This is a genomic window from Corynebacterium hylobatis (assembly GCF_003955685.1).
Taxonomy (GTDB): Bacteria; Actinomycetota; Actinomycetes; order Mycobacteriales; family Mycobacteriaceae; genus Corynebacterium; species Corynebacterium hylobatis.
Window position 1 is genome coordinate 219,424 of the sequence record NZ_RXHJ01000006.1, and the last position, 19,872, is coordinate 239,295.

Here is a 19,872-nt window from a genome sequence, read left to right on the forward strand (position 1 = left end):
CGGTGAGCGGGTGTCACCAGCTCACCGGGGTCCTCCGAACACGGGGTGGTTCCGATCCGGTCTAGCGCGTCAGGGCGCGCGCCCCGACGGGCGCACGGCGGCCCTGCATCGGATTGGTGGCCTCGATCTGGGAGCCCACCTTGAGCACGGTCGCCTCGTCGAAGGCGCGGCCGATGATCTGCAGACCGACGGGCAGGTCATCGCTCAGTCCCACCGGGACGGTCAGCGCCGGCAGGCCGGTGAGGTTGCTGGGTCCGGTGAAGCGGATGAAACTGTCGATGAGGTCGGTCTCCGCGCCGTTGAGGTTGGCCACCGAGGAGCCGATGTCCGGGGCCATGACGGGCAGGGTCGGGGCGATGATGACATCGACGTCCTGCAGGGCGGCGGTGAACTCCTGCTTGATCTGGCGGCGGACCTGCTGGGCCTGGAGGTAGTCCACGGAAGAGAACAGTTCACCGAGCTCGAAGAGGAAGCGGATGTCCGCGCCGAGATCCTCGGGACGGTTCTGCAGGTCGTGGTGGTGGATGGCGGAGGCCTCGGAGAGGCTGGTGGCCAGCTCCGTCCACTCCGAGTAGGCCAGGGCGGGGATGGAGACCTTCTTCAGCTTCGCTCCCCTGCTGACCAGCTCCTCGATCTGCTTGCGCACCAGCTCCTCGATGGGTGAGTCGACGTCGCGGAAGAAGTAGTCCTCCTCGACGCCGATGACCAGGCCCTTCGGGTCCCCGCCGAGGGCCGCCGAGTAGTCCGCGACCGGCACGTCGACGGAGGTCGGGTCACGGTGGTCGTGACCGGCGATGGCCTGGAGGGTGGCGGCGGCATCGGCGACACTCTTGGACATCGGACCGATGTGGTCGAGGCTCCACGCCAGGGGGAAGCAGCCGTATTTTGCCACGCGCCCGTGGGTGGGCTTGAGGCCGACCAGGCCGCAGGCGGCCGAGGGGATGCGGATGGAGCCGGCGGTGTCGGTGCCCAGGGTGGTGAAGCTCATGTCGGCGGCGACGGCGGCACCGGAGCCGCCGCTGGAGCCACCCGGTACCTTGTCCAGGTTCCAGGGGTTGTGCACGGCGCCGAAGTGGGGGCTGTTGTTGTCGATGCCCCAGGCATACTCGTGCATGTTGAGCTTGCCGGTGATCACGGCGCCGGCCTCGCGCAGCTTCTTCACCACGGAGGAGTCGTCCTTCGAGACGAAGTCGCCGTGGATCCTGGAGGCCATGGTGGTGACCTCGCCGCCGATGTAGATGTTGTCCTTGATCGCCATCGGGACGCCGTGGAGGGGCCCGCGGTAGTTGCCCTGGGCGATCTCCTCCTCCGCCGCCTTGGCCTCCGCCAGTGCGGCCTCGTCACGGAAGCTGATATAGGCGTTGACGGAGTCGTTGAGCTCATGGGCGTGGTCGAGCAGGGACCGGGTCAGTTCCACGGGGGATACCTCGCGGCTCTCGATGAGCGCCGCGACCTCGGTCGCCGTCTTGTGCAGAAGTTCCTTAGACAATGTGATCACCACCGGGGATGTTGCGCAGAGCGATGTCCGCGTCATTGAGGTTCATGTTCTCCAGGCCCTGCTTCAGCTGCTGGATCTCCGCCCACTTCGCCTCGATCTTCTCGAGGTGTTCATCAGTGGGGTGGATTCCCTTCTGGGCCAGTACTTCCTTGACCGAAATACTCATCAGGCTTCCTCTGTCGTGGCGGGCATCTCGGTGGGTTCCGGATCCTCGAATCTTTATACCCACCCGAATTAGTTCCAAATGAACTAATTCCATAATGTAGATGATCTGCCTCACATTGGCAAGGGTTTGTGGCCTGCAGCGCTTAATCTTCCCGTTACAAAGCTTTTCGACGCCCACCCCTTCCGCGTCGCTCGTGATTCGTGACACGGCAACAGAAGTCTGTGAATTTCGTGCCAGTTTCCGCCCCTGCGCCACGGACGAAGCTGGCACTGAGCTGGAATTATGCCTATTTCCGCAAGACCATCACGCCCCCGGCCCCGATCTCCGGATAAACATCTAATCAAACTAGACCTTTGGACTTGCATACACCACGACGCATACGTAGGGTTCCGGGAATCAATAACGAAACGGTCACGATCCCCTTACGAAAGGGATTGGGCTGAGCCCGTACAACGGGCCCCACGACAGGAGTAATCCCATCTTCACCAAGCCTCAGCGCTCTACCGCCACTGAGCGCCGCACCATCTCCAACAACCGTTCCGCCCGCAACCGCGTCGCCTTCATCGCCGCAGCCGCTGGCGTAGTCTCCACCGCCGGCATCGGTGGAGCCGCCGCCGCGACCCTCCAGGCCGACTCCGTCGCCCCCTCCCCCATCCTCGACTACCAGCTCGTCAACGACTCCGAGCACGTGCTCTCCCCCGCCATGACCACCTCACCGCAGATCCTCGAGATCGCCGAGTTCAAGCCGGTGGACAACATGGAGGAGCAGCTGGCGAAGTCCACCCAGCTCGCCGAGGAGCGCGCCGCCGCTGAGGCAGAGGCCGCCGCCATCGCTGCGGCTGAGGCAGCTGCCCAGGCCGAGGCGGAGGCAGCCGCTGCAGCGGAAGCCGAAGCTGCTGCAGCCGCGGAAGCCAGCGCCGGTGTCGCCCGCCCCGCCGAGGGCGTGTTCACCTCCGGCTACGGCCCGCGCTGGGGCACCCTCCACGCCGGCATCGACATCGCCGCCCCGATCGGCACCCCGATCTACGCCATCATGTCCGGCACCGTCATCGATTCCGGCCCCGCCTCCGGCTACGGCCAGTGGATCCGCATCCAGCACGACGACGGCTCCATGTCCATCTACGGCCACATGTCCAGCCTGGGCGTGTCCGTAGGCCAGTACGTCACCGCCGGCCAGTACATCGCCGGCATGGGCAGCGAGGGCTTCTCCACCGGCTCGCACCTGCACTTCGAGATCCACCCGACCGGCAGCGGCGCCGTCGACCCGGTCCCGTGGTTCGCCCAGCACGGCATCTACTTCTAACCCGGGTCAGCGCCACCGCATCGCCCGTGCGCGTCTCGTCCACCGGGATCCGGTGACCGCGCGCGAAGGAACGGAGGAGCCCCACCACAGGCTCCTCCGCTTTTTCTTTTTCACCGGGGCCGTGCGTGCGGGGCAGGGGATTTCTCTAGGCTTAACATATGAGCCCCCTCGGAATCCTCAGCCGTGCGGGTACCGCCTGGCAGCAGCTCGACGCCCGCAGGCAGTCCCGCTACCGCACCATCGCCACCACCTCAGCCGCCGTCATCGGTACGGCCGTGATCGGTTCGGTGGCCACCGACACCTCCACCCCCTGGTACCGCTCGCTGACCAAGCCCGCGATCCAGCCCCCGGCCTGGGTCTTCCCCGTGGCCTGGACGGGACTGTATGCCAGCATCGCCGCAGTGGTCGGACGTAGTCTTGCTGACCTGCAGGAGCGTGACCAACAGGCGGAGCACGCCGAGCTGCAGAAGGCCCTGGCCCTGAACCTGGCGCTCAACGCCTCCTGGAGCATCCTCTTCTTCAAGGTCGAACAGCCCGGTCCGGCGACCATCGAGGCTGGCGCCCTGGCCGCCTCCAGCGCGGATCTGGCCCGGCGCGCCATGGCGGTGGAGAAGAGTCGCGGCGCCTTCCTGCTCCCCTATGTCGGATGGACCACTTTCGCCACCGTGCTCACCGGCGCAATCTGGTGGCAGAACCGCTGAGCCACGCACATCACTGCAGGGCGTAAACCGCCCCGAATTCATCGGGTTGTTCAAGTCGGTGAAGGTGGTCGCCGATGTTGATCTCGGTGCCCTCGACGTAGCCGGACACCCGGGCGGTCTCGAGCTGGCCGTCGACGTCGATGATGGCCACGCAGTAGGGTGCGCCGTCGAAGCCCTGGGGTGGGGTGCGCACGATGGTGTAGGTGTGGATGACTGCTGACATTTTCCTCATTCTCCCTCGAAGATGTTGACCACGCAGGTGCCGGCGGTGCCGCCCAGGTTGTGGGTCAGGCCGATGTCGGCCTGAGCGATCTGGCGTTCACCGGCCTGACCGCGCAGCTGGGTGACGATCTCGATCGCCTGGCTGATGCCCGTCGCACCCACCGGGTGGCCCTTCGCCTTGAGGCCGCCGGAGGTGTTGACGGGCTTGTCGCCCTCGCGGGTGGTGCGCCCCTCGGCGACGGCGTCGCCACCGCGTCCGGCCTCGAAGAAGCCGAGGTCCTCGGTGTTGATGATCTGCGTGATGGTGAAGCAGTCGTGAACCTCCGCCAGGTCGATGTCGGCGGCGGAGCGTCCGGCCTGACCGTAGGCCGCGGCAGCTGCCTGACGGGTGGCCTTGAAACTGGTCTGTGACTGCCGGCCGTGCAGGGTCAGGGAATCCCCGCCGTGACCGGAGCCGGTGATGCGGATGCGGCGGGGGGCGGAGGGGGCGTCGAGAAGCGAATCCGCGGTGAGCACCATGAAGGCGGCGCCGTCGGTGACCAGCGAGCAGTCGTAGAGCCCGAAGGGGTCGGCGATGGCGGGGGCGCTGAGCACCTTGTCCACGTCAATGCGTTTGCGCAGCTGCGCGTGCGGGTTGAGCGCGGCGTTGTCGTGGGACTGGACGGCAACCTGGGCCATCTCCCGGCGGACGTTGCGGTGCTCGTGGAAATAGCGGTTGGCCACCATGGCGAAGATGCCGGGGAAGGTCAGACCGGACTGCGCCTCAAATTCGACGTCCATGGCGGAGGTCAGTGCCTCGGTGACCACGGCGGTGGTCTGATGCGTCATCTTCTCCACGCCGCCGACGAGCACCACGTCGTGGATGCCGTGGCGGATGGCCTGCACCGCCTGGAAGAGCGCCAGGCCACCGGAGGCGCAGGCACCCTCGACGCGCAGGGCGGGGACGTCGGTGATGCCGAGGGTCTCGGCCATGAGCGGACCCAGGTGGGCCTGGCCGGTCAGTGACTGCCCGGCGAAGTTGCCGATGTAGGCCGCCCCGATCCGGGCGGGGTCGATGCCCGCCTCCCGAATCGCCTGGCTGCCGGCCTCCTCGATCATGGCGTGCAGGCCACGCTCCGGGTAGCGGCCCATCGGGGTCTCGCCGATACCGGCGACGAACACGTCCCTCATGCTGCTGCTCCTTCCGTCAGCGACACCGTGAAACCGGCACCGGTCTTCTCCTGGATCTCTTCCTCCGTCACGCCCGGCGCCATGCCGCGCAGGACGAGCTGGCCGTCGACGACGTCGAAGACAGCCAGGTCCGTGATGATGCGGTCGACCACGCCGACGCCGGTCAGCGGCAGGCTGCACTCCTCGACGATCTTCGGGGAACCGTCCTTGGCGGTGTGGTCGGTGAGCACCACGACGCGCCGGGCTCCGGCGACCAGGTCCATTGCCCCGCCCATGCCCTTGACCAGCTTGCCGGGGATCTTCCAGTTGGCCAGGTCCCCGCTGCCGGAGACCTCCATGGCCCCGAGGAAGGCGGCCTTCATCTTCCCGGCGCGGATCATGCCGAAGGAGGTGGCGGAGTCGAAGATCGCGGCACCCGGCAGCAGGGTGACGGTCTGCTTGCCGGCGTTGATCAGGTCCGGGTCCTCCTCCCCCCCGTAGGGGTTGGGCCCCATGCCGAGGATGCCGTTCTCCGACTGGAGGATGACGTTGACGCCTTCGGGCAGGTTGTTGGCGATGAGCGTGGGGATGCCGATGCCGAGGTTGACGTAGTCGCCGTCCTCCAGCTCGCTGGCGGCGATGGCCGCCATCTCGTCTCGTGTCCAGGTCATTGTTCTCAGGTCTCCTGCATCTGCTGGGCGGGTCGGGGTCGGGTGACCAGCGATTCGATCTGGCCGGGGATGGTGGCGTCCGTCAGGTGGTGGATGAACACGCCGGGGGTGTGGATGTCATCGGCGTGGAGTCCGCCGCGGTCGACGATGTGCTCGGCCTCGGCGAAGGTGAGGCGCCCGCACTGCGCTACGACGGGGTTGAAGTTGCGGGCGGCGTAGCGGTAGCGGAGGTTGCCGTCGATGTCGGCGGTGTGGGCGTGGACGAGGGAGATGTCGGCGATGATGGCGCGTTCCTGCAGGTAGGTTTCGCCGTCGAAGTCGGCTGTGGGTTTGCCCTCGGCGACTTCGGTGCCGACACCGGTGCGGGTGTAGAAGGCGGCGATGCCGGAGCCGCCGGCGTGCATGCGTTCGGCGAGCGTGCCCTGGGGCACGAGCTCGACCTCGACGGCACCGGAGAGGTACTGCTGCATGAAGAGCTTGTTCTCCCCGATGTAACTGGCCTTGACGCGGGAGATCTGGCCCTTCTCCAGGAGCCGGCCGAGGCCGACGCCGTCGATGCCGAGGTTGTTGGAGACCACGGTGAGGTCCTGGACGCCGGAGTCGCGGACGATCTCGATGAGGGTGGCGGGGATACCGCAGAGCCCGAAGCCGCCGACGGCGAGGGTCATGCCGTCATGAAGTTCGTTGATGAGGGTGTCACGGATGTGTTCTGAAATTTTGGACATGGTGTCTCTTCCTTCCTGGTTAACTCGCGGTCCAGCCGCCGTCGATGGTGTACGAGGCACCGGTGACCATGGCGGCGTGATCGGAGGCCAGCCAGGTGGCCAGGGAGGCGACCTCCTCCGGTTCGATGAGGCGCTTGACGGCGGCCTGGGTGAGCATGATCTTCTCGATGACCTCCTCCTCCCCGATGCCGTGGACGCTCGCCTGATCGGCGATCTGCTTCTCGACGAGCGGTGTCCGGACATATGCGGGGTTGATGCAGTTCGAGGTCACCCCGAACGGGGCGCCCTCCAGGGCCGCGGTCTTGGACAGGCCTTCCACGGCGTGCTTGGCGGTGACGTAGGCGGATTTGAAGGGGCTGGAGCGGATGCCGTGTTTGGAGGAGATGTTGATGATGCGGCCGAAACCGCGCTCATACATCTTCGGCAGGGCCGCCCGCATGAGGAGGAAGGGTGCCTCGACCATGAGCCGGTTGATCAGGCGCCAGGTTTCGGGATCGAATTCGTGGATGGGGGCGATGCGCTGGATACCGGCGTTGTTGAGGAGGATGTCCACATCGATGTCCACGTCCTCGAGTGCGGCGGTGTCGGAGAGGTCGATGGCCCAGTGCTCGCCGTTGATCTCGGCGGCGAGTGCCTTGGCGGCCTCCTCGTTAAGGTCGCAGACGGTGACATGGGCACCGGCCGCGGCGAAGGCGCGGGCACATGCGGCGCCGATACCGGAGGCGCCACCGGTGACCAGGGCCCTGCGGCCCTCCAGCGAGATGGTGTGGGCGGGAGTGTTCATGTGTTTCTGCCTTTCAGGTGCTAGAAGATGCCGAGGGAGACGGCGCCGACGAGGAGGGCGACGGCCGCGACGGGGCCGACGATGGTGATCACTGCGAGGTCCTTGTAGGACTGCTTGTGGGTGAGGCCGCAGACGATGAGCAGGGTGACCACGGCACCGGAGTGCGGCAGGGTGTCCAGGCCACCGGAGGCCATCGCGGTGAGGCGGTGCATGACCTCGAGGCTGGTGCCCTCCGCCAGGGCCATGTCCCGCAGCTGATCACCGAGGGCGTTGAGGGCGATGGTCATGCCGCCGGAGGAGGAACCGGTCAGACCGGCGGTGATGGAGACCGTGACCACCGAGGTGATGATCGCATTGGCGCCCATGTTGAAGATGGAGTCACGGACCACGGCAAATGCCGCGACGGAGGCGACGACCGCGCCGTAACCGACCTCGGAGGCCGTGGAGAAGACCGGGAACATCGAGTTCTTCGCACCCTCGCCGACCGCACGGAACAGCTCTTTGAAGTGGCGGAAGTTGATGGCCAGGATCAGCAGGATGGCGGTGACGATACCGACCAGGACGGCCCACAGTGCAGCACGGTTGGCCAGGGTGATGCCGCCGTACTTGTCATCCGCCAGATAGGCCCAGTCCATGGCGGGGAAGATGTAGAGGGTGCAGGCGAAGTTGACGATGAAGACCGTCAGCAGCGGCAGGAACGGGATGACCCGGCTCTTCGGCTCCGGGAGGTTATAGGTGCCCTGGCCCGAGCCGTTGGCGCTCAGGATCTCCTGCTCGCCGCCGTTGTGGACGCTGGAGAAGTGCTCTCCCCTGCGGCGCAGCTGGCGGGTGCGGAACTCCAGCCAGAACAGGCCGAAGGCGATGACGATCAGCGAACCGATGATTCCGATGAGCGCGCCGGCGAAGGATCCGGTGCCGAAGAACTGACCCGGGATGATGTTCTGCACCTGCGGGGTACCCGGCAGGGCGGTCATGGTGAAGGTGAAGATGCCGAGGGCGATCGTCGCCGGGATGAGCCGGCGCGGGATGTCCGCCGCCCGGAAAAGCTCGCGGGCCAGCGGGTACATGACGAAGGCGACGACGAAAAGACTGATGCCGCCGTAGGTCATCAGCGCTGAGGTGACGACGGTGGCCGCGATCGCGCCCTTGCCGCCGATCAGCGAGGTGACCGTGGTGGCGATGGACCTGGCGTAACCGGTGACGGACATCAGCACACCGAAGATGGCTCCGGTGAGGAACACCGGGAAGAAGCTGCCGATGAAGCCGGCCATCGCGGGCATGAAGATCTCGGTATAGGCGGGCAGCATCGGTGCCCGGGAGAACAAAAGCGCGACAAGCGATGCGATGGGGGCGGCGACGAGAACCGGCACGCCCCGGTAGGCGAGGGTGATCAGCAACGCGAGGGAAAGCAGAATTCCGACAATTCCGAGGATCACAGGCACCTCCTTGATTCAAGAGTGGACAAGAGGTCGGCCGCGTGCCGGGACCTTTCCGAAACTCTGTGATCCAGAACACTTTGATGCGGTGACAACCCCAAGAATGCCCCGCAACATGTGATCTGCACTACATCTGTGGGTGCAATGTTCGCCCCCGATTTTTGTAGCTGGCTACAACTTGCTTCGGGTGCCCCCGCAGGCCGCCAGCACCCAGGACACCTCCAGCAGGGTGTTCACCTCACCCAGGTCGGCCCCGGTCAGTTCCTCGAACCGGCGCAACCGGTAACGCAGGGTGTTCACGTGCACCGGGATGCTCTTCGCCGCGGCCGGGATATTCATCCGGTGTTCAAGGTATGCCTGCACCGACTCCACGAGGTCATCAGCAAAGCTGCCTGCCTCCCCCAGCGGGTCCAGGTAGCGCCGCTGGAGCAGGTCGGTTGTCTCCGGACTGGTGTGGATGGCCAGGCGCCAGGACAGGGTCTCCGGTTCCACCACCTGCCTGAGGCCCAGGCTGTCGGCAGCCTTCAAGGCGAGCGAGGCCGAGGCGAAGGAACGGGGCAGGTCAGCGAGCAACTCCGGCTGGCCGAGACCCACCGCCATGGCCGGACTCTCCGCCTCTCGGTCGATCTCCCCGATGACGATGCCGACGATGACGCTGGAACGCACCGTGGTGAGCAGCCGCGCTCCCCCACGCGATGCCCAGGCACGCAGTCGCTCCTCCACCCCGTTGCCCGATTCCGGATTCGCGGAGGCCGTCAATGCGCGGACGGGAACCTCGGTGGGCACGTCGTACATGGCGGCACCCCACAGCAACTCCGAGGTCTCCACCCCTTCCGCCACCACCCGGCCGATCCACGCGGAACGACGGGCCGAGTCGGCGACCGCCCGGGCGATCTCCCGGTCACGGTAGACGCCGGCGGCACGCGTGGAGAAGACATCACCCAGAGACCACAGAAGGGTCGACCATTCGAGGACCTCCTCGGCGGGGATGTCGTACTCGGGTGCCAGTTCGATGAGATGACGCAGGATCATGATCATGCAGATCCGGAAACCGCTGAGCACACTGTCAAGGGGCACACCCTGCCCCAACCGCTCGATCGCCAGCGCCCCGGCCTCGGGGACTTCCGCCGGGGATGGTTCCCGGCCCGCCAGGATCGTCCGGATGCTGAGGTCGATGTTCCGCCGGACGGAGGCGGCCAGCATCTCCCGGTCGACCAGCTCATAACCGGGCACGGTGTCGAAGAGTCGCTGCACGATGAGATCGACGACTTCCTCGGTGTCCGTCTCCAGACGGGCGATCAGTTCCTCCCACGGCCCGTCGAGAAGTTCTCCTCGCATGTCCGGCGATGTGGTCGCTCTCAACTCGTCCATGACATGCAGCGTAGAGGGGAAAACTGATGGCTGCCGGGGTTCCACAGGCCGGGAGGAAGTGGGACACTTCAGGAGACAGGACCACGTTCGTGAAGCACGGGAAGTGAGGGGTCATGTGCCGACTCTTCGGTTTGAGCGCCGGGGAACAGCGTGTCCGAGCCTCGTTCTGGCTGCTCAATGCCCCGGACAGTCTCCTCCTCCAGTCCTACCGGAATCCGGACGGCACAGGTCTGGGGACTTTTGATGAGGACGGGCGGCCCCGGGTGGAGAAGGCTCCGATCGCGGCCTACCTGGATACCGCCTTCGCCAGGGAAGCAAAGGAACGCCGCAGCAGTACTTTCCTGGCCCACCTGCGTTATGGCACCGGTGCGCCCGTTGCGATGCTGAACACCCACCCTTTTGAGATGGACGGCCGGTTGTGTGCCCACAACGGAATCGTCGGTGACCTGCCGCTGCTCAGGGAGCATCTCGGTGCTGATCTGGATCGGGTACAGGGTGAGACGGACTCCGAACATGTCTTCGCACTGATCACCAGGGAAACGGCACGGGCAGGTGGGGATGTTGTGGAGGGGGTGAGCCAGGCATTGACCTGGCTGGCGGAGAATGTGCCGGTCTACGCCGTGAATCTGATCATCACCTCAGCACATGAGATGTGGGCTGTGCGGTGGCCCACGACCCACGACCTGTTTTTTCTCGACCAGAGGAGGCAGCCGGTGCCTGTTGAGCAGCGCACCAGCCACGGGATGCGGATCAGCTCCCCGGAGCTGGGCTTTCATCCTTCGGTGGTGGTCGCCAGCGAGGCACTCGACAGCTCCCGTGACTGGCAGTTGCTCCGGTCGGGTGAGCTGATGCACGTGGGTGCTGATCTGTCGATCACCCGCATCCCGGTGGTCGATGGCCCGCCTCGCCGACTTCTGTCGCTTGCCGACAACTGATCCGGGAGGCATCTACTCAGGCGCAGCCCCGCTGGGCGCCCAGCCAGTTCCTCGCCTCATCCATTGCGTCGTCAGTCACCTCGTCGGGATCGATCGGGGTGTCGTTGAAGATCTCCCCCGTACGGTCCTTCACCTGCACGACGGTGAGCATCATCTGGGCCTGGTCCGGCATGGTCACCACCATGTTCCCGGTGGTGTAGCCCGCGGTCGGCACGCCGAAACTGCGCGCGTTGTCCAGACCGCGGAAAGCCAGCATGGTCATCTCCCCGGAGCTGCCCGTCATCTCATCGACGAGCACCGCGACCGGCAGGTTGTGCTTATCGACGCCCTCGATGCCCACCATGCTGCCTCCCCCGCGCACGCTGTTCCCCTCGATCACCACTGGCTGCTCACTGTGACGATCCACGAAAGACATCGCCGGCCCGTCCGGCAGCAGCCCGGACAGCCCGCCAAGCATGGGCCCCATGTCCCCACCGGTGTTGCCACGCAGATCCACGACCACCACACAGGCACCCTGTCCGATCGCTTCTTCGAGGCCATAGGCGAGGGTCTCCGCATAGACCTGGGAATCATCCTCGAGGCGGTGGGCCGGCACCGTGGCAACAGCGATCCGGTCCTGCACGGTCACCGTCGGTTGCTCAGCTGACGTAGCCAGATAGTCACTCATCTCCTCCGGACTGAGCAGGCGGGAGTGTTTACCACCCGCGGCGATGAGGGCGGCATTGAGCTCATCGTGGATCTCATCGATGTCTTCAGCCTGTCCAGCAGCTTGCTCCGCCGCTGCCCGGGCACGCTCAAACTCAGGAGATGCCGCATAAACCCCACGTTGCTGCACCGTGTCGAGCACGACGGCGGCATAACGTTCCGGGGTGGGCGGAAGCACGAAGATCGGCCGACCCAGTATCGCGGCACCGTAGGTCGGACCCCAGATATAGAGCACCACTACCGCGACCACCGCCAGAATGAGGACAAGGCCCGAGCAACCGATCAGCATCTTTTTAACCACGGTCGGCCACCTTAACGGCGAACTAATCCAACAACTATCGGGGAGGGCCGGGGATGGGGTGAGGGTGAACCCTGAGAGACTCGTCACCCCCACCCTGGAATCATGCAGCATGATGTCGCACTCACCGCGGCACTCTACCCCAGAGTATCCACTGTTCAGCGCTGTATCCCAGCGCAGTAGGCGCACCGATTTCTATGCAGCCCCCCGGATACGTGGGGCGCAACCCGACCGATTTTTGAAGTACCACTATCGCTGGGCGTCGATTCATGGCACACTGAGTGCTGATCGCGGTTTCTGTGCGCAGTGTCTAGGCGCTCGCAGGAGATATTCACGCGAGCGCCTGGTTTTCCTCAACCGCGCAGTAACTGCCGCGGTTGATGGTTTACGAGGAGTTCCAACGATCCGGGCGTCAGTGAATCATGCTGACGAACGTAGCATCACCTCATCAGGAAATAGGTATAGATATGGCACAGGGAACTGTGAAGTGGTTCAACGGCGAGAAGGGCTTCGGCTTCATCGCCCCCAACGATGGATCCGCTGATCTCTTCGTCCACTACTCCGAGATCCAGGGCAGCGGCTTCCGCACCCTCGAGGAGAACCAGCCGGTCGAGTTCGAGGTCGGCGAGGGTGCCAAGGGCCCCCAGGCTCAGCAGGTTCACCCGCTCTAAGCCGAGCGCTCGTTAAAGAATAACCGCCCACCTTCGGGTGCGGCGGTTTTTTCTCGTCTCTGGGCCAGGTGCAGTGGCCCTCGCTTTCACCCTTCCGGTTCCTCGTCCAGTGATGCCCTGGCCATCCGCTGCAGCATTCTCGATACAGCCTCGAGGTCCGCCTCTGAATGCGCGACCAGTTCAGCACCGCGTTGAATGGCAGCGTCGATCAGGGGCAGGGAGGCCGGAGAGATACCCCCCAGCAGCTTGTGGAGCGTGGGTTCCATCTCAGCATGGGATGCCTGGACCCGCTCATCAGCGTAGGCCTCCGGGTATTGCTGAGCTGCGGTTATCAACGGGCCGTGGGATCCGCCGAGGAATAGTCGGAGAGTGGCGTCGACGTAGACCGCCAGACGGTCACCGGGGTCGTCACCGGCGTTGGACATCAGATCAGACAGCTCGGTGATCCACTCGTCGATCGCCATGATCAGCAGTTGGATCAACAGATCCGTCCGCGAAGTCGCGTAGAGGTAGATGCTGGATCGGGCGAGACCGACCTCGGCAGCGACGTCGGTGATTGTCGGCATCTGGCCCTCACCGTCAACGATGAGCCGTTCCGCCGCGGCGAGCACAGCGCGGTGCTGAACGGCGCGGTGCTTAGCCACGGTAGGCTCCGAGATTCTGGGCATATATCGAGCTTAGCCCCTCGGAGTCAGCCGCCCATCCACCATTTCGTAGACCCAGTCGCAGTGCTCGAGGACATCCTGGTCGTGGGTGACCATCACGCCGGCCACACCGACCTGGTGGCATTCCTCCGCGAGCAGGGCCACGATCTCGTGGGAGCGGTGGCGGTCAAGTGCTGCGGTGGGCTCATCGACCAGCAGCAGTTTCGGGTTGCCGACCAGCGCGCGGGCGATACCGATGCGCTGGCGCTCGCCACCGGACAAGGTGGCGGGGCGGTGGCCGGCACGGTGGGACATGCCGACGGCCTCGAGAAGTTCATCGTTGCTGCGTCGGCCACGTGTGCCCACCACGCGGGCCGCCAACTCCAGTTGGTCGCGGGCGCGCAGAGCCGAGGGCAGATTACCGGAGGACTGGAAGACAAAGCCGACGTGCTCACGACGGATGCGGGCCAGCTCGGCATCGTCGAAACCCGTGATTTCTTCGTTCGCGACCTGGACCCGGCCAGAATCGGGGGTGGTCAGGGCGCCGGCCACTGCCAGCAGGGTGGATTTACCCGAGCCGGAGGGGCCGACGACAGCGACGAATTCTCCGGGGTGGACGGTCAGGCTCACACCGTCCAGGGCATGGACCTGGGATTCGCCGTCGCCGTAGCTGACGCGGACGTCGTCAAGGATGAGTGCGGGTGTGGTCATCGGTTCTCCCCCAGTGCGGTGAGCGGATCGGTACGGGTGACGCGGAAGACGGCGATGAGGGCGCCGAGTAGCCCGGAGCCAAACAACAGGGCCGCCCCACCGAAGATCGGTGCGGCCTCGGTGGCGTACGGCATGGCGGTGCTCTCCAGCCACAGGCCGAGGCCGACAGCCAGCACCACACCGGTGGCGATGGACAATGCGAGGATGATCACGGCCTGGCCCAGGCTGTCGCGCAGGAGGTATCCCTTGGTGGCACCCATGGCACGCATCACGGCGATATCGCCGGATCGCTGGATGGTCCAGACCAGGAAGAAGGCACCCGTGACCAGGGCGGTGATGATGTAGAGGAACCATTCGATCATGGACAGGGTCATCGTCTCAGCGGTATAACCCGGCGAGGACGCGAAGCTCTGCTCCAGGGTGCGCACGTCCAGGCCCGAATCAGCAGTGAGCGTCTCGGTGTCTGCGCCTCCCGAGGTCTGGGCGACGATGACGGAGGCCTCACCGTAGGCACTGGCCGGGGCGCCCTCACCGGAGCGGGCTCCGGCGTGGACCTCCTGCCAGACGTCCAGCGGAACATAGGCGAGAGCAACATGGCCGAAGGTGCGCTGATCCTCGGTGAAACCGATGACGGTGAGTTCGGTCTCCAGGCGGTCGATTGTGATGGTGTCGCCGAGGGCGATGCCGGCGTCCTCCAACGTCGAGGAGACGACGATTTCATGCGGAGTCGGGGTGGGCTGCCCCTCGACCCGCTGCGGACTCATCGCAGGCAACCCCTCGGGCGCCAGGAAAGAGTCCGGCTCCAGGCCGATGAGGGTCAGGTCCACCGCGATGGCATCCTGGTTTCGTGCGTTGACGAGGGTCAGACCCATCGGCGTGGCGGTCTCCACGCTCTCGCTGGCCAGCAGCTCATCGGTTGCGGAGAGGTCAACGACAGATCGGGTGAAGGCGGAATCGGTTTGTGTGCCGTCCTGGAAAGCAATGACGTCAGCGTTCATTGCTTTCAGGCCCGATACGCCGTCGTTGACCAGACCGGCGGTAAGTCCGGAGATGATCACGACAAGGATGGACATCAGGGCCAGAACCAGGCCCATGAGAAGAAAACGGGTACGCGCGAAGAACATGTCGCGCCAAGCTAAGAACATGAGAAGAAGGCTCCCGAGGTTGATCGTGGGGCTACGGCAGCCGCTTATCGACGCCGCGTCACCATCTTAACGACGCAGTGTCGGTTAAATTTCATTCTCCTGCTCAGCGGCCCTGTTTCACGGCTGGAACCGTGAGTACACAGCTCCTCGGAGGACATGCCGGCTTCAGGGGACGCTTCAAGAAACCTCCAGCCGCCGCCCTGAACATCCGCGGGGCCTCAACCACGGACCTGGCGCCTGCAGTTGTCTCCGGCACCGGAGATCTGAACCGCTGTTTTCAGCCTCTTCCCCGTTCTGCCACTCCGGAAGATCATGGGGTCAACGAACACCAAGCCCCTGTTCAAGGGTGACTTCCCGTAACAACCCGGGCTACAGCATGCCGCGGGAAATGAGCGCTTTCCGACGAAACTCGGCGGGAGTGCATCCTTCAATGCGCTTGAACACCTGCCCGAAATGCGAGGGGTTCTGCACGCCCCATCTCTGCAGGATTTTCTCTACCGGCACTACCGCGAACTCCTCCAGCGCCAGGTCTGCTCTGACCCGCTCCAGTCGCCGGGACCGGATGTGACTGGCACATGTCATTCCCGCATGTTTGAAGGTCTGGTGCAGGTATCGAACAGAAATATGGGCGGCATCCGCCACCATCTGTGGGTTCAGTTCGGGATCCGACAGGTTCGTCTCAATGAAGACGAGACACTGCTCCAGCAGATCCACGGCCTGGGACTGAGGGGCATCCCCTTCGGGTATATACAGGTCGGCCAGCATCGCCTCGATGAGGCCGACCAGATGGTTTGCCACCGCTGCCCGCGTTGACGACGTGAGTGTGGGCGCTGCCGGGAACAGTCCTGTCAGAAAACTCAGGACCGGTGGGGCCAGGCCCTGGCCTCCATCGAAGGAAAGCGCACCCAGTTCGTCCCATCGCTGTGGTCTCGTATGGAGGCGGTCGACCGGGATGCGGACACTGCGGCTCTGGTAGTTGCCGTAGCACTCGAGCTGGGCCGGCTTGCTGGACAAGTACAAACCGATCTGGCCGGGAGTCAGCTGAACCTGTTTTCCGTGCTGGGTGAGTTTCAGCATGCCGTCGATCTGGAAGGTGACGATGACATACTCGTCGTCGTCCTTCCTGATGTGCTCGTCGGTGCGTTCGGCGATGTGGTCCCCGGTCGTCATGGAGAAGACGCTGGCGCTGAGGAAATTGGCGGCCTCGAAATCGCCCTGGAATGCGTGGTTGTCCTGGACTGCGAACCGGAACGGCATGAGATCGGTGCCCACTCTTTCGCTCCAGGTTTCGAGATTCTGGCGGCGGTCACTGGCCCCGATACTCACTCCGTCCAGACGCAATTTATGCTCCATGCCACATGAACATAGCACTATGGCGCAAATCATAAGTGTGCACGGAATCGAGATGGGTGCTCACGCAATCGATAGGGCAAGTGATGTGATCTCTCTTACATTATGGGAACACCGCCACACCGAGAGCAAGGAAGAGCATGACTGCAACGTTGAAAACCCCGAACCGCGCCGGCCTCAACCCGGGACACGAGTTTGAAGCACTCATGGACCGTCTCGACGGCATCACGGACCTCCTTCGAGCCAACGGTGAGAAGAACGAGGAGCTGGGGCACCTGACCGATGAGAGCTTCCAGGCGCTGAAGGACGTCGGTGCCTTCAAGATCGGCATCCCGGAAGAACTGGGCGGGTACGAGCTGAAGCCCACCCAGACACTCGCCGTCCTGGAGAAGGTGTCCCAGGCGGATCCGGCCTCCGGTTGGGTGCTCATGGTGCTCCAGATGATTTCCGGGACCACCGCCGCCTACCTGCCGGAGGAGGCACAGCGCGAGCTGTTCCCCGGGAATGGCGAGTACGCTCTCGTCGCCGGACAGGGCACCCGGTTCGGCAAGGCCAAGCGTGTCGACGGAGGCTACCTGGTCACCGGAAACTGGTTCTTCGGCTCGGGCATGCCCCACGCGAACTGGATCCACACCGGTGCCATCGATGAGGAGAGCGGCCGCGTCATGATGGTGCACTTCCCCCGGGAGAAGGCCAGCCTTGACGGTAACTGGGATGTCCTCGGACTGCGCGCCACCGGCAGCATCGACTACTCCTGCGAGGACGTGTTTGTCCCGGACGCCTACGTCTACGAGCCCAACACCACCGACCCCCTGGCCGGTGGCGCCCTGTACAAGACCGGGCTGGCACTGATGTCCGGAATCTGTCACACCGGCTGGGCACTCGGCGTCGGCCGTCGCTTCCTTGATGAGATGCAGGCGCACGCCGCCAAGAAGAAGAATCAGCCCGGTGCCTCCACCAACACCGACCAGTTCTACGCCGAATACGCCCAGGCTGAGGCACGGATGCGTTCTGCACGAGCATGGGCGATGGAGGTGTGGGGGGACAACGAACGCAGCCTTGATGCCGGTGAGAAGTTGACCATGCAGCAGGAGACGCTGACCCGCCTCGTTCTCAACAACACCACCTGGGCCGCCCACGACGTCAGCCAGACCGTCCACCTGTGGTCCGCCACCGCTCTTGCCCGCCGTGGTGATCTTCAGCGGACGTTCCGCGACATGCATATCGGCACCGGCCATGTCACCAGTGGCCCCGTGGTCCTGCAGCAGGTCGGAAAGTACCTCGCAGGCCTGGCCACCCCTGATGCCCACTGGAACTTCTTCAACCTCGAAGAACCGACCCCGTTCGAATGACAAGCGAGAAAGAAAGAGGAAAGCCATGTCCATGATGACTGCGGTCCCGACCAGGACCCTACCGACAGAAATGTCCCAGGATTTCCGTAACGCCTTTCGAACCCATCCCGCAGGTGTCGCCATCGTCACCGCCGACCCAGGAACCGGACCGGTCGGCCTGACCGCCACCAGCGTCAGCAGCGTGTCCGCCGATCCGCCGACGATCGCCCTCAACCTGTCCGCCCTTTCCCGTTCCGCCGACAAGATCCGCGCTGCAGAGCACGTGGTGGTCCACCTCCTGGGCCGGGAGCAGCTCGATCTGGCTCAACTGTTCGCCACCCCCGGCGCCGACCGCTTCGGTGACACCTCCCTGTGGGATCGACTCCCGACGGGAGAACCGTACCTCCTGAATTCCCGTGTATGGATGCGCGGAAAGATCGTCGGCTCCATTGATGTCAACGGGTCCACGCTGGCAGCCATCGAACTGGTGGAAACTCACGTCGACACCTCCGTGGAGACTGCCCCGCTGGTCTACTGCAGCCGGACGTGGCATGAGCTCTCAGAGATGAGCTCCGTGAATCCGACCGAGTGACCTCAGAACATCACTTCCCCCCCTCACCTGCAGAAATCCAGGAGACCCCCATGTCATTCGATGAAGCAACGAGTAACTTCCTCACCGCCGCAGCAGAAAACGCCGGTGACCGCCCGCTCTGGGAGATGTCCGCCCCGGAGGCCCGCGAAGCCACCTCCGGCCTGGATGAGCTCTACGGCCCCGGACCCGAAATGCACGACGCCCGTGACCACCAGGTCGTGGGCGAGGACGGCCAGGAGTTCACCGTCCGAGTCCTGCTTCCCTCCCCCTCCCCGACCGCCGTGGTGGTCTACTACCACGGTGGTGGCTGGGTACTGGAAAATCTCGCAGGCTACGACACTCTGGGACGGCAACTGGCCGAGAGATCCGGTGCAGCTGTCGTGCTGGTGGAGTACCGCAAGGCTCCGGAACACCCTTTCCCCATCCCTGTTGACGATGCGTGGGCCGGTCTGAAATGGGCCGAGGAGAATATCGCCGAGCGAAACGGGAAGGTACTGCCTCTCATTGTGGCCGGCGACAGCGCCGGAGCAAACCTGGCCGCTGTCGTTGCCCAGCGGGCCCGTGACGAGGGATCGCCCACGCTGCAGGCACAGATTCTCGTCTGCCCGGTCACCGACGTCGATTTCACCCGTGACTCCTACCTGGCCCCGGAGAACCAGACACTGGTCTCCCTGGAGGCGATGAAGTGGTTCTGGGATCAGTACGTTCCAGATGCCAGCCAACGCAGCAACCCGGCGGCCACCCCGCTCAACGCCCCCTCTCTGGCCGACCTCCCCCCGGCGTTGGTCATCACCGCTGAACACGACGTGCTTCGCGACGAAGGTGAGGCCTACGCCCGGGCCCTGCAGGAAGCTGGCGTGCAGGTGGAGCACCACCGCTGGGAAGGCCAGATGCACACCTTCTTCTCCATGGTCAACGTCCTGCCCGGCAGCGCTGCAGCCATCGATCTGGTCACCGAACGAATCCGGAGCTTCGCCAACGATGCAGCTGCACAGCCGGACCGGGCGACCATCGCGAACTGAAAGAAGCGCTGAGCAAGCGTATCCACTGCGTGGGTGCGCGGAAAGAACCAGAGAAATGAGCTCCTTGAGATTTACTCACGACACCCTCGCCCAACGGGTTGTGCTCGACACCGGGCGGGTCAGTGAACGCGTGCTCAGCGAGGCTGAGCAGCTGGGAATGAGCAGGCCGATGCTCATCTCCACGGACGGCACCCACGAGGTCGCCGAGGCAATTGCCGTGGAACTGCCGCCGGTCCACCACTGGCGCGATACTGTCCAGCACGTGCCGCGGGAAATCGCGGACGCTGCCACCGCGACAGCCCGCAGCTGCGGAGCAGATGGACTGATCAGCATCGGTGGTGGTTCCGCCACCGGCCTGGCCAAGGCCGTGGCCCTGGAGACCTCCCTGCCGATCATTGCGGTACCGACCACCTACGCCGCCTCCGAGGCCACCCCGGTCTGG

At 64.7% G+C, this 19,872-nt stretch carries 22 protein-coding genes; 8 read left to right on the forward strand and 14 right to left on the reverse strand.

The genetic code is table 11. The annotated features are described in order from the left end of the window. Positions 1–61: 61 nt before the first annotated feature. Both EAH68_RS06790 and EAH68_RS06795 read right to left on the reverse strand, forming a co-directional pair. Positions 62–1,489, reverse strand: coding sequence for an amidase (locus EAH68_RS06790; protein WP_126120563.1), 1,428 nt, complete (start codon positions 1,487–1,489; stop codon positions 62–64). Further along, positions 1,482–1,664 (reverse strand): hypothetical protein, encoded by a 183-nt coding sequence (locus EAH68_RS06795; protein WP_126120564.1) that lies wholly within the window; start codon positions 1,662–1,664, stop codon positions 1,482–1,484. Before EAH68_RS06795 ends, EAH68_RS06790 begins: the two co-directional genes overlap by 8 nt. 478 nt (positions 1,665–2,142) lie before the next feature. Here EAH68_RS06795 and EAH68_RS06800 point away from each other — a divergent pair, with 478 nt between their 5' ends. Together EAH68_RS06800 and EAH68_RS06805 are read left to right on the forward strand one after the other, a co-directional pair. Beyond that, positions 2,143–2,967 carry a M23 family metallopeptidase gene (locus tag EAH68_RS06800; RefSeq protein ID WP_126120565.1) on the forward strand — a complete coding sequence of 275 codons (825 nt, stop codon included), beginning with the start codon at positions 2,143–2,145 and terminating at the stop codon, positions 2,965–2,967. A 158-nt stretch (positions 2,968–3,125) separates the two neighbouring features. Next, positions 3,126–3,668, forward strand: a complete 543-nt coding sequence (locus EAH68_RS06805) for a TspO/MBR family protein (protein ID WP_126120566.1) — start codon at positions 3,126–3,128, stop codon at positions 3,666–3,668. Positions 3,669–3,678: 10 nt separating this feature from the next. Here EAH68_RS06805 and EAH68_RS06810 read toward each other — a convergent pair whose 3' ends face one another. From EAH68_RS06810 to EAH68_RS06840, 7 genes are all read right to left on the reverse strand, one after another. Next, entirely contained in the window at positions 3,679–3,891 is a 213-nt protein-coding gene (locus tag EAH68_RS06810; protein ID WP_126120567.1) for an OB-fold domain-containing protein, read from the reverse strand. A 5-nt stretch (positions 3,892–3,896) separates the two neighbouring features. Continuing rightward, on the reverse strand, positions 3,897–5,060 hold the full coding sequence (locus EAH68_RS06815; RefSeq protein ID WP_126120568.1) for a thiolase domain-containing protein: 1,164 nt from the start codon (positions 5,058–5,060) through the stop codon (positions 3,897–3,899). Next, entirely contained in the window at positions 5,057–5,710 is a 654-nt protein-coding gene (locus EAH68_RS06820) for a CoA transferase subunit B (RefSeq protein ID WP_126120569.1), read from the reverse strand. Before EAH68_RS06820 ends, EAH68_RS06815 begins: the two co-directional genes overlap by 4 nt. Before the next feature lie 5 nt (positions 5,711–5,715). Further along, a complete protein-coding gene (locus EAH68_RS06825; protein ID WP_126120570.1) occupies positions 5,716–6,435 on the reverse strand; it encodes a CoA transferase subunit A in 720 nt (239 codons plus the stop codon). Between the two features lie 19 nt (positions 6,436–6,454). After that, a complete protein-coding gene (locus tag EAH68_RS06830) occupies positions 6,455–7,219 on the reverse strand; it encodes a 3-hydroxybutyrate dehydrogenase (RefSeq protein WP_126120571.1) in 765 nt (254 codons plus the stop codon). 20 nt (positions 7,220–7,239) lie between these two features. After that, positions 7,240–8,655, reverse strand: a complete 1,416-nt coding sequence (locus tag EAH68_RS06835) for a GntP family permease (RefSeq protein WP_164546421.1) — start codon at positions 8,653–8,655, stop codon at positions 7,240–7,242. Between the two features lie 171 nt (positions 8,656–8,826). Further along, positions 8,827–10,026: a PucR family transcriptional regulator gene (locus EAH68_RS06840; protein ID WP_126120572.1), complete on the reverse strand. Its 1,200-nt coding sequence runs from the start codon at positions 10,024–10,026 to the stop codon at positions 8,827–8,829. A gap of 113 nt (positions 10,027–10,139) precedes the next feature. Here EAH68_RS06840 and EAH68_RS06845 point away from each other — a divergent pair, with 113 nt between their 5' ends. Then, positions 10,140–10,961, forward strand: a complete 822-nt coding sequence (locus tag EAH68_RS06845; RefSeq protein ID WP_126120573.1) for a class II glutamine amidotransferase — start codon at positions 10,140–10,142, stop codon at positions 10,959–10,961. Positions 10,962–10,977: 16 nt separating this feature from the next. Here EAH68_RS06845 and EAH68_RS06850 read toward each other — a convergent pair whose 3' ends face one another. After that, positions 10,978–11,967, reverse strand: a complete 990-nt coding sequence (locus EAH68_RS06850; RefSeq protein ID WP_164546422.1) for a S41 family peptidase — start codon at positions 11,965–11,967, stop codon at positions 10,978–10,980. A 464-nt stretch (positions 11,968–12,431) separates the two neighbouring features. On the opposite strand from EAH68_RS06850, the gene EAH68_RS06855 reads away from it, so the two are divergent. Further along, positions 12,432–12,635 carry a cold-shock protein gene (locus tag EAH68_RS06855; protein WP_126120575.1) on the forward strand — a complete coding sequence of 68 codons (204 nt, stop codon included), beginning with the start codon at positions 12,432–12,434 and terminating at the stop codon, positions 12,633–12,635. An 86-nt stretch (positions 12,636–12,721) separates the two neighbouring features. Here EAH68_RS06855 and EAH68_RS06860 read toward each other — a convergent pair whose 3' ends face one another. The 4 genes from EAH68_RS06860 to EAH68_RS06875 form a co-directional block, all read right to left on the reverse strand. Continuing rightward, positions 12,722–13,279 (reverse strand): TetR/AcrR family transcriptional regulator, encoded by a 558-nt coding sequence (locus tag EAH68_RS06860; RefSeq protein WP_241228330.1) that lies wholly within the window; start codon positions 13,277–13,279, stop codon positions 12,722–12,724. Positions 13,280–13,312: 33 nt separating this feature from the next. After that, the gene (locus tag EAH68_RS06865) at positions 13,313–13,990 is read right to left on the reverse strand and encodes an ABC transporter ATP-binding protein (RefSeq protein WP_126120577.1); all 678 of its coding nucleotides are present in this window, start codon (positions 13,988–13,990) and stop codon (positions 13,313–13,315) included. Beyond that, positions 13,987–15,135, reverse strand: a complete 1,149-nt coding sequence (locus EAH68_RS06870) for an ABC transporter permease (RefSeq protein WP_126120578.1) — start codon at positions 15,133–15,135, stop codon at positions 13,987–13,989. Before EAH68_RS06870 ends, EAH68_RS06865 begins: the two co-directional genes overlap by 4 nt. 369 nt (positions 15,136–15,504) lie before the next feature. Then, entirely contained in the window at positions 15,505–16,488 is a 984-nt protein-coding gene (locus EAH68_RS06875; RefSeq protein WP_164546423.1) for an AraC-like ligand-binding domain-containing protein, read from the reverse strand. Between the two features lie 137 nt (positions 16,489–16,625). Here EAH68_RS06875 and EAH68_RS06880 point away from each other — a divergent pair, with 137 nt between their 5' ends. The 4 genes from EAH68_RS06880 to EAH68_RS06895 form a co-directional block, all read left to right on the forward strand. Beyond that, positions 16,626–17,837, forward strand: coding sequence for an acyl-CoA dehydrogenase family protein (locus EAH68_RS06880; RefSeq protein ID WP_126120580.1), 1,212 nt, complete (start codon positions 16,626–16,628; stop codon positions 17,835–17,837). A gap of 70 nt (positions 17,838–17,907) precedes the next feature. Beyond that, entirely contained in the window at positions 17,908–18,408 is a 501-nt protein-coding gene (locus tag EAH68_RS06885) for a flavin reductase family protein (protein ID WP_241228331.1), read from the forward strand. Between the two features lie 50 nt (positions 18,409–18,458). After that, the gene (locus tag EAH68_RS06890; RefSeq protein WP_126120581.1) at positions 18,459–19,430 is read left to right on the forward strand and encodes an alpha/beta hydrolase; all 972 of its coding nucleotides are present in this window, start codon (positions 18,459–18,461) and stop codon (positions 19,428–19,430) included. A 55-nt stretch (positions 19,431–19,485) separates the two neighbouring features. Next, positions 19,486–19,872 (forward strand): iron-containing alcohol dehydrogenase (locus tag EAH68_RS06895; protein ID WP_126120582.1); only part of this gene is annotated, 387 nt, incomplete at its 3' end.